The 13,734-nt window shown below is 70.8% G+C and carries 15 protein-coding genes; 8 read left to right on the top strand and 7 right to left on the bottom strand.

Features of this window, described 5'->3' with window-relative positions; all coding sequences use genetic code 11:
• Nucleotides 1-204: 204 nt before the first annotated feature.
• Together ACFXAZ_RS24860 and ACFXAZ_RS24855 are read right to left on the bottom strand one after the other, a co-directional pair.
• A complete protein-coding gene (locus tag ACFXAZ_RS24860) occupies nt 205-462 on the bottom strand; it encodes a WhiB family transcriptional regulator (protein ID WP_003992873.1) in 258 nt (85 codons plus the stop codon).
• Nucleotides 463-783: 321 nt separating this feature from the next.
• Nucleotides 784-1,752: a diacylglycerol/lipid kinase family protein gene (locus ACFXAZ_RS24855; protein ID WP_384595291.1), complete on the bottom strand. Its 969-nt coding sequence runs from the start codon at nt 1,750-1,752 to the stop codon at nt 784-786.
• A 150-nt stretch (nt 1,753-1,902) separates the two neighbouring features.
• Here ACFXAZ_RS24855 and ACFXAZ_RS24850 point away from each other — a divergent pair, with 150 nt between their 5' ends.
• Nucleotides 1,903-2,355, top strand: coding sequence for a hypothetical protein (locus tag ACFXAZ_RS24850; RefSeq protein ID WP_384595288.1), 453 nt, complete (start codon nt 1,903-1,905; stop codon nt 2,353-2,355).
• Nucleotides 2,356-2,404: 49 nt separating this feature from the next.
• Here the strand turns inward: ACFXAZ_RS24850 and ACFXAZ_RS24845 are convergent, their stop codons facing one another.
• The 3 genes from ACFXAZ_RS24845 to ACFXAZ_RS24835 form a co-directional block, all read right to left on the bottom strand.
• Nucleotides 2,405-3,532 (bottom strand): RNA polymerase sigma factor SigF, encoded by a 1,128-nt coding sequence (locus ACFXAZ_RS24845; protein ID WP_384595285.1) that lies wholly within the window; start codon nt 3,530-3,532, stop codon nt 2,405-2,407.
• Nucleotides 3,529-3,942, bottom strand: coding sequence for an anti-sigma regulatory factor (locus tag ACFXAZ_RS24840; protein ID WP_019058277.1), 414 nt, complete (start codon nt 3,940-3,942; stop codon nt 3,529-3,531). Before ACFXAZ_RS24840 ends, ACFXAZ_RS24845 begins: the two co-directional genes overlap by 4 nt.
• A gap of 305 nt (nt 3,943-4,247) precedes the next feature.
• The gene (locus tag ACFXAZ_RS24835; RefSeq protein ID WP_384595282.1) at nt 4,248-4,508 is read right to left on the bottom strand and encodes a UBP-type zinc finger domain-containing protein; all 261 of its coding nucleotides are present in this window, start codon (nt 4,506-4,508) and stop codon (nt 4,248-4,250) included.
• Nucleotides 4,509-4,569: 61 nt separating this feature from the next.
• On the opposite strand from ACFXAZ_RS24835, the gene ACFXAZ_RS24830 reads away from it, so the two are divergent.
• On the top strand, nt 4,570-6,168 hold the full coding sequence (locus tag ACFXAZ_RS24830) for a Na+/H+ antiporter (RefSeq protein ID WP_384595279.1): 1,599 nt from the start codon (nt 4,570-4,572) through the stop codon (nt 6,166-6,168).
• A 5-nt stretch (nt 6,169-6,173) separates the two neighbouring features.
• On the opposite strand, the gene ACFXAZ_RS24825 is transcribed toward ACFXAZ_RS24830, so the two are convergent.
• Nucleotides 6,174-7,115, bottom strand: a complete 942-nt coding sequence (locus ACFXAZ_RS24825; protein WP_384595276.1) for a 1-aminocyclopropane-1-carboxylate deaminase/D-cysteine desulfhydrase — start codon at nt 7,113-7,115, stop codon at nt 6,174-6,176.
• A 50-nt stretch (nt 7,116-7,165) separates the two neighbouring features.
• Entirely contained in the window at nt 7,166-7,756 is a 591-nt protein-coding gene (locus ACFXAZ_RS24820) for an N-acetylmuramoyl-L-alanine amidase (RefSeq protein WP_384595273.1), read from the bottom strand.
• Nucleotides 7,757-8,105: 349 nt separating this feature from the next.
• Here ACFXAZ_RS24820 and ACFXAZ_RS24815 point away from each other — a divergent pair, with 349 nt between their 5' ends.
• From ACFXAZ_RS24815 to ACFXAZ_RS24790, 6 genes are all read left to right on the top strand, one after another.
• On the top strand, nt 8,106-9,512 hold the full coding sequence (locus ACFXAZ_RS24815) for a family 2B encapsulin nanocompartment shell protein (protein ID WP_384595270.1): 1,407 nt from the start codon (nt 8,106-8,108) through the stop codon (nt 9,510-9,512).
• Nucleotides 9,513-9,636: 124 nt separating this feature from the next.
• Nucleotides 9,637-10,743: a family 2 encapsulin nanocompartment cargo protein polyprenyl transferase gene (locus tag ACFXAZ_RS24810; RefSeq protein WP_384595267.1), complete on the top strand. Its 1,107-nt coding sequence runs from the start codon at nt 9,637-9,639 to the stop codon at nt 10,741-10,743.
• 378 nt (nt 10,744-11,121) lie between these two features.
• Nucleotides 11,122-11,766, top strand: a complete 645-nt coding sequence (locus ACFXAZ_RS24805; RefSeq protein WP_384595264.1) for a GNAT family N-acetyltransferase — start codon at nt 11,122-11,124, stop codon at nt 11,764-11,766.
• A gap of 203 nt (nt 11,767-11,969) precedes the next feature.
• On the top strand, nt 11,970-12,590 hold the full coding sequence (locus ACFXAZ_RS24800; RefSeq protein WP_384595261.1) for a dihydrofolate reductase family protein: 621 nt from the start codon (nt 11,970-11,972) through the stop codon (nt 12,588-12,590).
• Nucleotides 12,591-12,634: 44 nt separating this feature from the next.
• Entirely contained in the window at nt 12,635-12,904 is a 270-nt protein-coding gene (locus tag ACFXAZ_RS24795) for a hypothetical protein (protein WP_384595258.1), read from the top strand.
• 273 nt (nt 12,905-13,177) lie between these two features.
• Complete coding sequence (locus ACFXAZ_RS24790) at nt 13,178-13,591, top strand: YciI family protein (protein WP_384595255.1); 414 nt, start codon at nt 13,178-13,180, stop codon at nt 13,589-13,591.
• Nucleotides 13,592-13,734: the final 143 nt, after the last annotated feature.

The following is a 13,734-nucleotide window of genomic DNA, read 5'->3' as shown; positions in this document are numbered from 1 at the left end:
CCGGCGCGCCCCCCCCCTCTGCCAACACCCCCCCCCCCCACCCCCCCCCAACCCACACCCCCCCCACCCCCACCCCCCCCCCCCCCGGCAACCCCCCCCGGGGCCCATGCGCATCGGGGGTACTGCGCGCTGCGGCTCGGGGGCGGGAGTTGCGTACTCGCTGTACGCGCCGCCAAGCTCAGGCTGTCGTACGGGGTGGGTAGGTCAGGCGGAGGCCTGACGGGCCCGGTTGCGGGCGGCGCGGCGCTTCATGGCGCGGCGCTCGTCCTCGCTGAGACCACCCCAGACGCCGGAGTCCTGACCGGACTCAAGCGCCCATTGCAGGCACTGCTCGATAACCGGGCAGCGACGGCAGACGGCCTTGGCTTCCTCGATCTGCAGCAGCGCAGGACCGGTGTTGCCGATGGGGAAGAAGAGCTCGGGGTCTTCCTCGCGGCAAACGGCGTTGTGACGCCAGTCCATGGCTGCTACCTCTCCTTGGTATTACGTACTGATTGCTTGTGAATGTGAACGCTTTCACGAATCCCTCAACAAGGGAAGGGCCGACCGTCAGGTTTCCCTGGCGTGGTCCTGTGGGTTTGAAGAGGGGTTCCGGTGATCTGTGGAGGCCGGTGTTGCGGGCCGTCTCGATCGCCACGTAGAGACTCGCAAACCTCAGCGGCGGATACAACCCCTTCTGGAAAGTTTTTTTTGATTCCTCGGTGTCGACTACATCACAGCCGTACTTCCATGGGGTGGACCCTGGCCTAAACGTTCGAGTGAAAGGACTTTAGCCCCTTCTGCTCACACAATCACACGCAGTGCACGGCGTACACCTGTGAACGTCACGCTGGTACGGAGCCCCAGGTGGTCACCGTCCATCTGAAGCGGCAATGGCACCTTCGAATGCAAGGTGAACTGGTCCAAGTCGTGCAGTGAGAGGGCATGCTTGCCATGCGGTCCCCGCTCGGGGGATGAAGTGAGCAATTGTGTGCCATATCGGGCAACCGCGGCGGTGGACAGCCGGCTGAGAGCGAAGACATCGAGGCCGGTATCGAACGACGCCTTAGGCGACGCGTACATCGGGCGATTGCCCAGGAACGTCCAGGGCGCGGTGTTCGACGCTATGCACACCACCAGATCGGACACCGGATCCTCACCGGCCCGCTCCAAGGTGATGGAACCGTGCCGGCGGCTGGGCTCGCCCAGGAACTGGCGTACCACCTGGCGCACATACAGCGCGTGCGTCGACCTCCTGCCGCGCTCGCGCTGCTGTTCGACCCGCCCCACGACCCCGGCGTCGAAACCGAGCCCCGAGTTGAAGGTGAACCAGCGGGACGGCACCGCCTCGTCCTCCGTGCCCGGCGTGCCGGCGGCGAGGCCCAGGCCGACCGTGCGCTCCGTGCCCTCGCGCAGGGCGTTCAGCAGGGCGCCGGTGGCCTCGACGGCGTCGTTGGGGAGGTCCAGGGCGCGGGCGAAGACATTGGTGGAGCCGCCGGGGACCACCGCGAGGCCGGGCAGCCGGTCCGGGTCGGGGCCGGAGTGCAGCAGGCCGTTGACGACCTCGTTGACCGTGCCGTCGCCGCCGAGCGCCACCACCAGGTCGATATTGCCGCTGTCCGTCGCCTGGCGGCCCAGGTCGCGGGCGTGGCCGCGGTACTCGGTGGTGACCACTTCCAGCTTCATCTCGCTCGCGAGCGCGTGGATCAGCACATCGCGCGTGCGCGCGCTGGTGGTGGTTGCCGCCGGATTGACCACGAGAAGTGCACGCATGGGTTGCAGCGTACCTATTCCGTGGTACCCGCTCCCAGCCGCTAGGCGGGGACCGGGGAGGGGAATGGGGGAGGGGACCGGGGCGGCCGTCAGCCCGGACGCCCAGGGGCCGTACCGGGCGGCGTACCCCCCGAGGGCTACCCTGCTGGGGTGAGCAGTGACCAGAATCCCACGCCGGAAGCCACCGCACCCCGCCCTCGCCGGCTGCTGTACGCGGCGGCGCTGACCGGCCTGGAAGGGCTCGCGCTCGTCGTCGGTGGCGTGTGGATCCTCGTCCTCGGGCTCGCGGGCGCCCCGGACGACCGTCAGCAGGCCGTCACCGGCGGTCTCACCCTCGTCGTCCTCGCCCTGCTGCCGCTGCTCGCCGCCCGCGGTCTGCTGAACCGCCGCAGCTGGAGCCGTGGCCCCGCCGTCATCACCCAGATCATCGCGCTGCCCGTCGCCTACAACCTGCTCCGGACCGACAGCGCCGCCATCCCGGCGGGCATCGCCCTGGGGGCGGCGGCGGTGGTGGCCCTCGGCCTGCTCGTGAACGGGGAGACGACCCGCGCCCTGGACATCCGGGGACCGGGCGCGGTGGCCGACGACGCGAAGCCGAAGTAGCCCGCCCCAGCGGTCGGCTACGGGCGCGAGGAACCGCGTACGCGCCCCGTCACTCCTCCACCAGGAGCTTCTCCCGGAGCTGGGCCAGGGTGCGGGCCAGCAGACGGGAGACGTGCATCTGGGAGATGCCGACCTCCTGGGCGATCTGGGACTGGGTCATGTTGCCGAAGAAGCGCAGCAGCAGGATGCGCTTCTCGCGCGGAGGCAGATCCTCCAGAAGCGGCTTGAGGGATTCGCGGTACTCGACGCCCTCCAGGGCCTCGTCCTCCGCGCCCAGCGTGTCGGCGACCGCGGGGGACTCGTCGTCGGTGTCGGGGACGTCCAGGGACAGCGTGGAGTACGCGTTGGCCGACTCCAGGCCCTCCAGGACCTCCTCCTCCGAGATCGCCAGCTTCTCGGCCAGCTCATGGACCGTGGGGGAACGGCCGTGCAACTGGGACAGCTCGGCCGTGGCCGTCGTCAGCGCCAGGCGCAGCTCCTGGAGGCGGCGGGGGACCCGCACCGCCCAGCCCTTGTCGCGGAAGTGCCGCTTGATCTCGCCGACGACCGTCGGCGTGGCGTACGTGGAGAACTCCACGCCGCGCTCCGGGTCGAAACGGTCGACGGACTTGATCAGCCCGATCGTGGCGACCTGCGTGAGGTCGTCCAGCGGCTCGCCGCGGTTGCGGAACCGGCGGGCGAGGTGCTCCACGAGCGGCAGATGCATCCGGACCAGCCGATTGCGCAGCTCCGCGTACTCCGGGCTGCCCTCCTTCAGCTCGCGCAGCTCCACGAACATCGCACGCGCCCCGCTGCGGTCGTGGGGGTCGTGCCGCGTGACCGGCGCGCTCTGCGCGCCCGGCGCGGCATGCTCGGAGTTTCGCTCGTGCTCGCTCATCGTCCCGCCCGTTGCCCTTCCCCGAGCCTCAGCGTCAGCCCGGACAGGGGACACCCCGCTCCGCCGCCGCAGAGATGTGCTCTGCACGGCACCTTCCTGATTCCGTCCCTCGCCCGGGGAGCCGGTCCGTGCGGCGTCGCCGGACACGTCCTCCGGGTGCGGCCGGGCCTGCTCGGGGATGGCGTCGATGCCGATGCCGTCCGCCATGGGCCGGGAGCCGCCCGGGGCATCCGTGGCGCCCTCGGCCGCACGCTCCCGTGTGCCGCGCTCATCCCGCACCGGCCCGTCCCCGTCCTTCACGCCGGCCCGGGTCCCGCGCCGCGCTGTTTGTACAGGCTGATCGAAACGGTCTTGTCCTCGTCCACCGCGGAGGAGACCTTGCCCGCGAGGGCCGACAGCACGGTCCAGGCGAAGGTGTCACGCGCGGGGGCGTGACCGTCCGTGGTCGGCGCCGAGACGGTGACCTCCAGCGAGTCGTCGACCAACCGGAAGACACAGCTGAGCACGGAGCCCGGCACGGCCTGCTGGAGCAGGATCGCGCAGGCCTCGTCCACCGCGATGCGCAGGTCCTCGATCTCGTCCAGGGTGAAGTCCAAACGGGCCGCGAGGCCGGCCGTGGCCGTCCGCAGCACCGACAGGTAGGCACCCGCGGCCGGCAGCCGGACTTCCACGAAGTCCTGGGTCGCGGGCTCGCCTGCGATCTGGGACACCCTCACCTCCAAGGTGGTACAAGCTGTTCGGGGCCGAGGGTCGCCCCCCGGGGGGTAACGCGATGTGTCGTTCAGCGGTGACGCTACCGCGCTCTCAACGATGCTGTCCCCGTGACCCCATCCCCTTGCTGTCACTCATAGTAAACCCTCGGATACGCTCCGTGGCTAGGGGTGTGGCGGGCCCAAATGGGAAGAGCGCGCGCCGCATTGACGTACCCAGACGTCAGACGGTCGAACCGTCCCGGATCCGGACCCGTCCCGGATCACATGGTGAGGGCCAAGGATCACACGATGTCGGCCGCGAATCACACCAGGACATGATCGATGAAGCACCAGCGCCAGTTCTCGCCGGGCTCGAAGGTCCGCATCACCGCGTGACCGGATTCCTTGTAGTGCTCGGTCGCGTGCCGGTGCGGCGAGGAGTCGCAGCAGCCGACGTGGCCACAGGAGAGGCAGAGCCGCAGTTGCACCGGGTTGGTGCCGTCGGCGAGACATTCCAGGCAGGTCTCGCTGAGCGGAGCCGGTTCCGGGTGCGGCAGCGCGTCGACGTGCGTGCACTGTTTCATGATTGCCAGATTACGACGGGTGTGCGGGTGACCGCGCGCAAACGAAGGGCGGGGATGGCGTATGGACGTGATGCCGCTGCTGTTGCTGGTGGCGGGCAGCGCCGCGGTCGCCGCGGTCGGCCGGCGCACCCCGGTGCCCGCCCCGCTGCTGCTGGTGACGGTGGGGCTGGCCGTGTCGTACGTACCCGGTGTCCCGGACTACGCCCTCGACCCGCACATCGTGCTGCCGCTGCTGCTGCCCCCGCTGCTGCACACCGCCGCCACCGACAGCTCCTATCTCGACCTGCGCGCGCAATGGCGGCCGGTGGCGCTGCTGTCCGTCGGGTACGTGCTCTTCGCGACGCTCGCCGTCGGATACGCGGCCTATCTGCTCGTGCCGGGGCTGCCGCTGACCGCCGCGCTGGTGCTGGGCGCGGTGGTGGCGCCGCCGGACGCGGTCGCCGCGACGGCGGTCGCGCGCCGGGTGGGGCTGCCGTCCCGGATCACCACGATCCTCCAGGGCGAGTCGCTGGTGAACGACGCCACCGCGATCACCGCCTACCGGGTCGCCGTCGCGGCGGCGGTCGGCGAGGGCGCGAGCTGGGCCGGCGGGATCGGCGAGTTCGTGATCGCGGCGGTCGGCGGCATCGGCATCGGGGTGCTGCTGATGTTCCCGCTCCACTGGCTGCGCATCCACCTCAAGGAGGCGCTGCTCCAGAACACGCTCTCCCTGCTCATCCCGTTCGCCGCCTATGCCGTCGCCGAGCAGGTGCACGCCTCCGGGGTGCTGGCCGTCGTCGTCGTGGCGCTGTATCTCGGGCACCGCGCGTGGGAGGTCGATTTCGCCACCCGCCTCCAGGAGGACGCCGTGTGGCGCATGGTCGCCTTCGTCCTGGAGTCGGCCGTCTTCGCCCTCATCGGCCTCCAGCTGCCGGTGGTCCTGCGCGGCCTCGGGGAGTACGCGGTGGCGGACGCCGTCTGGTACGCGGTGGCCGTCTTCCTGGCGGTCGTGGTCACCCGCTTCATCTGGGTGTACCCGGCGACCTTCCTGCCCCGGATCCTCTCCGCGCGGGTGCGCAAACGAGAGGACAACCCGACCTGGAAGGGCGCCTTCGTCATCTCCTGGGCCGGGATGCGCGGGGTGGTGTCGCTCGCCATCGCCTTCTCCATCCCGGTCACCATGGACGACTCCGAGCCCTTCCCCGGGCGCAACCTGATCCTGTTCCTGACGTTCACCACGGTCATCGGCACCCTCGTCCTCCAGGGCCTCACCCTCCCGCCCCTCATCCGCGCGCTCAAGCTGCCCGGCAAGGACAGCCAGGCCGAGACACTGGCCGAGGCCAACGCCCAGGCGCAGGCGTCCCGGGCCGCCGAGGCCCGTCTGGACGAACTCCTCGAAGACGAGCGCAACGCGCTCCCCGGCCCCCTCGCGGACCGTCTGCGCACGGTCCTGGAGCGCCGCCGCAACTCCGTGTGGGAACGCCTGGGCCAGCCCAACCCCATCACCGGCGAGACCGTCGACGACACCTACCGCCGGCTCTCCCGGGAGATGATCGGCGCCGAACGGGACGTCTTCGTCCGCCTGCGCGACCTGCGCTACATCGACGACGAGATGCTCCGCACCCTCCTGCGCCGCCTCGACCTGGAGGAGGCGGCGGCGTACCGGGAGGCGTCGGCGTAAGGGGCCTAGGAGCCCTTCCCCGAGCCATCGGCGTCCCCCGCGTCCCCCGTGAAGGGCGCCCCCGTGATGACCGCCGTCACGCCCGTCCCGCGCGGGAAGGCGCCCTCGCGCGCCAGGGCGACAAGGGCATAGAGCAACTTGGCGACATACAGACGTTCCACAGCCAGTCCATGGCGTTGTTCGAAATCGGCCGCGAAGGTGTCGAGTTCCTCCGGCACGCGCGCGTAGCCGCCGAAATGGAAACCGTCGGCCAGGCTCCAGGCGCCGCGCGGGCCGCCGAAGGCACGGGTTTGCAGGGCGTGTACGTCCGCGCCGAGGAAGCCGCCCTTGAGGACCGGAACGCCGAGAGCGTGCTGGTCGGGGGCCAGGCCCGCGGCCAGGCCCGCCAGGGTGCCGCCGGTGCCGCAGGGGACGGCGGCCACCTCCGCCGAGCCGCGCAGTTCCTCGCCGAGCGCCCGGCAGCCCCGTACCGCGTGGGTGTTGCTGCCGCCCTCGGGGACGACATGGGCGTCCTCGGCGTCCGCCGCGCGGAGGATCGCCGCGAGGGTGTCCGGCCGTGCCGCGTGGCGGTACGTCGATCTGTCGACGAAGTGCAGGCGCATGCCGTCGGCGGCGCAGCGGGTCAGGGAGGGGTTGAGCGGGGCGCCGGCCAGTTCGTCGCCGCGGACCACGCCGACCGTGGAAAGGCCCAGGAGACGGCCCGCGGCGGCGGTGGCGCGCAGATGGTTGGAGTAGGCGCCGCCGAAGGTCAGGATCGTACGGCCCGCCGCCGCGGCCAGGTTCGGCGCCAGCTTGCGCCACTTGTTGCCGATCAGCAACGGGTGGATCAGATCGTCCCGCTTGAGGAGGAGGCCGACGCCATGGCGCGCGAAGCGGGTGTCGGACACCTCCACGAGCGGGGAGGGGAGCCGGGGGCGCAGCGCGGCGACGGCGTCGGGGCTGGTCATCAGCCCATTGTCGGCCATGTCGCCGCGCGCCCGGCGGCGGTCGGGCGCGGCTACTTCAGCCGCTCCTTCACCCGCTCCTGCATCGACGCCATGGTGAAGCCGCGCGGGTCGACCTTTCCGGGCTGCCACTCCAGGTGGCCGATCACCGACCGCTCGGTCCAGCCATGGACGCGGCAGACCGCGGCGGCGGCCCTGGCGATGGCGTCGAGCTGGGCGGCGGGCCAGGGGTCCTTGCCGTCGCCGAGGTTCTCGCACTCGAAGCCGTAGAAATGTGTGTTGCCGTCGGTGTTCGCCTCGTTGGCCGCCGGGAGCGCCTTCTCGGCGATGACCGCCTTGAGGACGTCGTCGTCGCCGGAGCCCGCGTGGTTGGCCCGGCCGTGGCCGACGAGGTGGACGGTGCCGTCCTTGGTGATGACACCGTGGCAGAGCGGACCGGGCAGCGAGGCATAGCCGTCGCGGCAGATCTGGACGGTCTTCGCGCTGCCCTGGGTGACGGTGTGGTGGATCATCACACCGTGCACCGGCCCCCACGGGCCCTTGCTGTTGCGGTTGTGGTTGCGCCAGTCGCCGACCTCCACGACCTTCAGTCCCTCGTCACGGAGCGCATTCAGAAACGTGTTCGCGGACATGGGTGGGGCCATGACCGCCTCCTTCGCACAGCTGAGCGCCGACCGCCGGTCGCGGCCGTCTCGTACCGCTGCTTGTACCGAATGCACACACTCCGAACCATCCGTTCGTACAGCGTGCGAGCGGATTCGGACAGATTCATTCCGGTACGGGAACGGTCGGAAAGGGTAAGAGGAGGGTACGAGGGGGCGCGGGGGCGGAATCGTCCGCTGGTCGAGAGCCTCAAATATGCCCCGTCGCGCGGTGATCCAGTCCCGCTCTTTCGGGTAATAGCACCGGCACCCTGAGTGGTGAAACGCTGTGCCCGGAGTTCGGTGCCCGGTGCAGATCGCTGTCCGGGTATGACTGGGAGGGCAATTCCATATGTCGGTAGGCGAAGAGGTCCGCGCAGAGCAGGGCAAGCCGCAGCAGAGTCTGGGTACGGCAGCCGCGCGGAACCTGGCCACCACTACCAAGTCCGTGCCGCAGATGCAGGAGATCAGCTCGCGCTGGCTGCTGCGGACGCTGCCGTGGGTTGACGTACAGGGCGGTACGTACCGGGTGAACCGGCGGCTGACCTACACGGTCGGCGACGGCCGTATCACCTTTGTGAAGACCGGCGACCGGGTGGAGGTCATCCCCGCGGAGCTGGGCGAGCTGCCGGCCCTGCGGTCGTACGAGGACGGCGAGGTGCTGGCCGAACTGGCGGCGCGGTGCAGCCAGCGGGAGATCGCCGCGGGGGAGGTGATCGCCTCCTTCGGCAACCCGACCGACGAGGTGTATCTGCTGGCGCACGGCCGGGTGGAGAAGGTCGGCACCGGGCCCTACGGCGACGAGGCCGTGCTCGGGGCGCTCGCCGACGGCGCGTACTTCGGCGATCAGGCGCTGCTGGACCCCGACGCGATCTGGGAGTTCACCGTCCGCGCGGCCACGGCGTGCACCGTGCTGGTGTTGTCGCGGACGCACTTCGAGCAGGTCGCCGAGCGTGCCGAATCGTTGCGCGAGCATCTCCAGGAGCTGCGCGCGATCCCCGCGCAGCGCACCAACAAGTACGGCGAGAAGGAGATCGACCTCGCGGCCGGCCACTCCGGCGAGCCGGACATCCCGCACACCTTCGTCGACTACGAGGCCCGGCCGCGCGAGTACGAACTGAGCGTCGCCCAGACCGTGCTGCGGGTCCACTCGCGCGTCGCCGATCTGTACAACCAGCCGATGAACCAGACCGAGCAGCAGTTGCGGCTCACGGTCGAGGCGCTCAAGGAGCGCCAGGAGCACGAGCTGATCAACAACCGTGAGTTCGGGCTGCTGAACAACTGCGAGTACGACCAGCGGATCCAGCCGCACGACGGCGTGCCCGGCCCGGACGACCTGGACGAGCTGCTCAGCCGCCGCCGCGGCACCAAGCTGTTCCTCGCCCACCCGCGCGCCATCGCCGCGTTCGGGCGGGAGCTGAACCGGCGCGGACTGGTCCCGGAGACCATCGACATCGGCGGCAACCGCATCCCGACCTGGCGCGGTGTGCCGATCTACCCGAGCAACAAGATCCCGATCAGCGAGGCCCGTACGACCTCGATCATCGCGATGCGTACCGGCGAGCAGGACCAGGGCGTCATCGGGCTGCGGCAGTCCGGTCTGCCGGACGAGATCGAGCCGAGTCTGTCGGTGCGGTTCATGGGCATCAACGAACAGGCGATCATCAAGTACCTCGTCACGGCCTACTACTCGGCGGCCGTGCTGGTGCCGGACGCGCTCGGCGTGCTGGAGAACGTCGAGATCGGCCGCTGGCAGTGACCCCTCCCGCGCCTGCGCCGTGTCCCCGCCCCACCGGGCGGGTACATCCCCGGAGTGCTTCACCGGCCGGAGCGGCGACCTCGCCGTCCGCGGGCTTCTTGAGGGGGATCCGATGGCCGAGTCCATGACGCGTGACACTGCGGGACGGATCGGCGAGGTACGGGAGAACACCATCGCCACACCCCCGGACGACCGCTCCGGCCCGCACGACGGGCCGGAGGCGGCCGTGATCCTCAACGGCACGAAGGCGTCCGTCGATCCCGAACTGCGGTCCGCGATCGACACGCTGCCGTCCCAGATGCGCCGGGTCGCCCGCTATCACTTCGGCTGGGAGAACCCGGACGGCACGCCCGCGACGGGCGGCGCCGGCAAGGCGATCCGCCCGGCGCTGGTGCTCACCGCCGCCGAGTCGCTCGGCGGTCGGGGCGCCCGCGCGGACGCGGTGAGAGCCGCGGCGGCGGTGGAGCTGGTGCACAACTTCACGCTGTTGCACGACGATGTGATGGACCGGGACGCCACCCGGCGTCATCGGCCCACCGCCTGGACCGTGTTCGGCGACCCCGACGCGATCCTGGCGGGCGATGCCCTCCAGGCGCTGGCCATGCAGCTGCTCGCACAGGACCCGCACCCGGCGGCCCCGCGAGCCGCGGCCCGGCTCGCCGCCTGCGTCGTGGAACTGTGCGAGGGGCAGCACGCCGACACCGCCATGGAGGACAGGGCACCCGACGAGGTGAGCCTCGACGAGGTGTTCACCATGGCCCAGGCCAAGACGGGCGCGCTGATCGGCTGCGCGTGTGCCGTCGGCGCGCTGTACGCGGGCGCGGCGGACGAGGACGTCGAGGCGCTGGACGCGTTCGGGCGGGCCGCCGGGCTCGCCTTCCAGCTGATCGACGACGTGATCGGCATCTGGGGCGACCCGGGCCGCACCGGCAAACCGGCCGGTGCGGATCTGGCCGCCCGCAAGAAGTCCCTGCCGGTGGTCGCCGCGCTCACCTCGGGCGGCCCCGAGGCGGCCGAACTGGCCGCGCTGTACGGGGAGCCGTACGACCAGCGCGACCTGGAGCGCACGGTGCTGGCCATCGAGCGGGCGGGGGGCCGGGACTGGGCGCAGGCCCAGGCGGCCGACCGGATGGCCCGCGCGATGGACGAACTGGCCCGCGCGATCCCGGACCCGGAGGCGGCGGGCGGTCTGCTGTCCCTCGCGGAGTTCGTGACCAGGCGCAGCAGTTGAGGCGGGGCCAGGGCCGGGGGATGGGGATGGGGATGGGGATGGCCTGAGGACTCAAGGGTCTTCGGGTCCTGTGGCCCTACAGCCCTACAGCCCTACAGCCCTACAGCCCTGTGGGCCTACGGGTCTTACGGGTCCTGCGGCCTGAGTGTCTCGTGTGTCCCGGAGGCTGCTCCGGACGCTCCGGGGCCGTGCGGATCGATGCCGATCGATGCGGATCGGTCCTGACATCGCACGGTTCCCGGGCTCCGGCTCCGGCAGAGCGGGTCCCGCACAGCTCCACGATGTGCGGGGCCCGCCTTTCGTTCCGCCACCGCCCGCGCCGCCCGGCTACCCTTCAACTGCCGGAGTGACAGGGTGTGTTGAGGTGAGGGGCAGGACATGGGCGTGACGATTCGGGCGGCGGGGGAGGACGACCGGGAACTGATCGTCCGGCTGCTGGACGAGGCGTTCCAGGACGATCCGGTGAGCGGATGGGTCTTTCCCGGCGAGGAGTACCGCCGGAGCACCCATCACCGTCTCATGGCGGCCTTCACCGACACTGTGCTCGCGGAAGGCCGGATCGACATCACCGAGGACGAGACGGCCTGCGCGCTGTGGCTGCCGATGCCGGACGACGATGGTCACGGCGCTCCGCAGGACGGGGCCGACCCGGTCGGCGAAGGCGCTGAGTCCGATGAAGCCGACGAGGCCGCGCGGCTGCGGGAGACCGTCGATCCCGGCAACGCGCGCGTGGAGCAGATCGTCCGGCTCACCGCCGAGATCCATCCCACTGGCCGGGCGCACGCGTACCTGTGGATGATCGGGGTCGTCCCCGGGCGGCAGGGGCAGGGGCTCGGCGGTGAGCTGATCGGCAAGGCGCTCGACCGCTACGACCGCGACGGGGTGCCGGCCTACCTGGAGGCGAGCAGCGCGCGCAGCCGGGCGCTGTACGAGCGGCTGGGCTTCGAGGTGGTCGGGGAGCCGCTGGAGTTGCCGGACGGCCCGACGATGTGGCCGATGTGGCGGGAGCCGAACCCGTCCTGACCTGCGGATACGTGCTTGGCGGCGCCCGGTGTCGCGAGGTGCGCCGCGATAATGGGTTGCGACCACTACGGCTGGAGTACTACAACTACAGTTGTTATCCCGACGGGCGCGGCGAGCAAGTCGACCGGGTTCAGTGAGTGGACCGGGTTGAGCGAGTCGAGTGAGTCGCGCGGGTCGGGTTGGTCGAGAGAGAAGAGGCCGGTTTGCGCAAGCTCACATACTTCGTCGCCTGCTCCCTGGACGGATTCATCGGGGATCCGCAGGGTGACGCGTCGGCGATGGTCCGATTCGTGGACGAGGAATTCTTCGGGTTCCTCGCCTCGGAGTACCCGGAGACCCTGCCGACCATGGGCCGCCGGGCCACCGGCACCGATCATCTGGCGAACGCGCGGTTCGACACGGTCATCCAGGGCCGCGGCAGCTACGACGTCGCGCTCAGGGAGGGGGTGACCAGCCCGTACGCCCATCTGCGGCAGTACGTCGCCTCCAGCACGCTCGGGGAGTCCCCGGACCCGGACGTCGAGATCGTCCCGGCCGATGTGGTGGGGAAGATCAGGGAGCTGAAGGCGGAGGACGGCGGCCTCGGTATCTATCTGTGCGGGGGCGCGCGGCTCGCGGGTGCGCTGTTCGAGGAGATCGACGAAATCGTCGTCAAGAGCTATCCGATCGTCTACGGCTCCGGCATGCCGATGTTCGCCAAGGGCGCCGACGCCACCGACAGCGCCGGTGTCACCGACAGCGCCGGTGTCACCGACTTCACGCTGGAGTCGGCCCGTACCTTCGGTAACGGCGCGGTGGTGCGGACGTACGCCAGGAAGCGCTGAACCGGCGGGGGGCGGGGAGCGGCCCGCCGTCCTAGGCTGAGGGCATGGACAGCGAAGGAACCGCCTGTCCCGTCTGCGGACAGCCGGTCGAAACGGTCGTGAAGCGCTACAAGACGCTGGGCGCGTGGGTACCGAGGTGGGTTCCGGGGCCGTGCCGCAACCCCGACTGCGCCTCGTACGAGGGAGAAACGGGAGCGGAGGCGGTGGGGGAGACGGGCGGTGAGGAGCAGGCCGTCCGGGCCGGTGCTCAGCCCGTAGTGGGAGAGGCGCACGCCGTCCCCGGGAAGGCGCCGGGCGCGCACACCGCGCGGTGAGGGCCTGCCACCAAGAAACCCGGTAGCCCGCAACCCCGCAACCTTGCAACGTGCCGGTACCTGGTGTCCCCATGCCCTTGTATCGCGTCACCGTGGTCGCCGTCGCCCGGGCCCGTGACGCGGACCCGTCCAAGTGAGCTGTCCAAGAACTCGCCCGAAAATGTTCCAGGGAAAATCCCGGCCATGTGTCGAGGATCCCGGATCGGCTCCGACGTTCCGTCCGAGAGCCGCCGCCGATGGAGGCGGCCGAGTGGAGAGCGAAGGAGCGAACCGATGAAGTACCTGGTCATGGTGTTGGGCGCGCAGATCGACTACGAGGCGATGGAGGGCAAGGCGTCGGAGTTCTCACCGGCCTGGGGCGAGCAGGACCTCCAGGCGATGTGGGCCTACATGGGGGCGGTCAGCGACGACCTCTCCGAGAGCGGTGAGCTGATCGACGCCCAGGGCCTGTCCGCCCCGGCGCGGGTGCGGCATGTCTCGCTCGGCGAGGACGGCAAGCCGGTGGTCACGGACGGGCCGTACGGCGAGACCAAGGAGATGCTGGCCGGCTACTGGGTGCTGGAGTGCGCGAGCCTGGAGCGGGTCACGGAGATCGCGGCACGGATCGCCGCGTGTCCGCAGCCCGCCGACGCCCCCGTGTACCCGGTGGAGATCCGGCCCATCCTGGACGGCGCCGGGGAGGTCTGAGCCGGTCGTGACACCGGAACCCGGGGTCGGCGACGACCCCTCCCTCGCCGCCCAGCGCGCCGCGCGCGGACGCCAGCCTCACGCGGCTGGGCCGGGGCTGCGGCCCCGAGCGGCGCGCGACACCGCCCCGCGCGCCCGCGCTG

This window comes from Streptomyces sp. NPDC059477, from assembly GCF_042749375.1.
In the GTDB taxonomy this organism is placed as follows: domain Bacteria; phylum Actinomycetota; class Actinomycetes; order Streptomycetales; family Streptomycetaceae; genus Streptomyces.
This window is presented reverse-complemented; position numbering and strand designations above follow the sequence as displayed.